The 1,222-nt window shown below is 37.6% G+C and carries 2 protein-coding genes; both read left to right on the forward strand.

Annotated elements, in window-relative coordinates:
* Positions 1 to 7 precede the first annotated feature (7 nt).
* Positions 8 to 361 (forward strand): ISAon1 family transposase N-terminal region protein, encoded by a 354-nt coding sequence (locus BUA89_RS22650; protein ID WP_072964288.1) that lies wholly within the window; start codon positions 8 to 10, stop codon positions 359 to 361.
* Positions 362 to 389: 28 nt separating this feature from the next.
* Positions 390 to 1,222 (forward strand): ISAon1 family transposase (locus BUA89_RS22655; protein WP_072964286.1); only part of this gene is annotated, 833 nt, incomplete at its 3' end.

The following is a 1,222-nucleotide window of genomic DNA, read 5'->3' on the forward strand; positions in this document are numbered from 1 at the left end:
TTGTGGAATGTTAAATGATGCTGAAATTCTGAAATTATTCTTACCCGAATTATTAATTGAGCACTTTGAGATGATGAAATTTGAGGAGGAAAATAAAATCCTGCACATCTATTTTGAAGAGAAAAACACAGCTCCCAAAGAATTTTCTTCAGCAATGCTGCAGTCAAAAGGATTTGTACCCGAAATTACCGTTGATGATTTTCCGCTCCGAGGAAAAACGGTTAAACTTCACATCAAACGCAGGAGATGGACTGATGTAAAAACAGGAAACATCATCCAGAGAAATTGGGATCTTATCGCCAAAGGAACACGCATGACCACAGATTTTGCCGAGTTCTTAAAAAAAATCAGCCGATACTAAAGCTTTACCCTGCAAAATCATTGGCGAAATGTATGGCGTGGATGGTAAGAAATTTCAAAGACAGTACAAACAAAGCATCAGCGATTTCAAGAATTGGGAACAAAAATCACATGCGCAAGACCTGGTTCTTTATCCTGAAAACATCTCCTCCCAACTCTCCATAGACGAAGTGGCACTTTCTGACGGCGAATTATACACTGTTCTTACCTCGAAACAAGCAAAAGGTAGGAAAGGATGTCTTGTTGCCATTATTAAAGGGACAAAAAGCGAAACGGTCATTGAATGTCTTTTTAAAATCAGCAGAAAATCAAGAATGAAAGTTAAAGAAATCACTCTCGATATGGCAGGTTCAATGAAGTTGATCGCTAAAAGATGTTTTCCTTATGCAATGCAGGTTATTGACCGTTTTCATGTTCAAAAACTTGCTACCGAAGCCCTTCAGCAAATAAGAATAAAACACCGGTGGGAAGCTATCGAGATGGAAAATGAGCTTTTGGAAAGATCTAAAGAAAAAGGATTAAAAATCGAAATTTTCAGCAATGGTGATACCCGAAAACAGCTTTTGGCAAGAAGCAGATATCTGTTGTACAAAAGTAAAGAGAAATGGACTTTGGGACAAAGTCACAGAGCAGAAATTTTATTTTACCAGTATCCCGATCTGGAAAAAGCATACTGTCTCTCTGATGAGCTTCGTAAAATTTACAATCAAAACATCACAAAATCTGTTGCTATGCTCAAGTTGGCGCATTGGTTCAAAAACGTTGAGGAATCAGGCTTTAAATCTTTCACTACCTTAAAAAGAACGATTACCCGCCACTACAGCGATATTCTTAATTATTTTGAGAAGAGAAGCACTAACGC

Source organism: Chryseobacterium arachidis (assembly GCF_900129245.1).
GTDB classification, from domain to species: domain Bacteria; phylum Bacteroidota; class Bacteroidia; order Flavobacteriales; family Weeksellaceae; genus Chryseobacterium; species Chryseobacterium arachidis.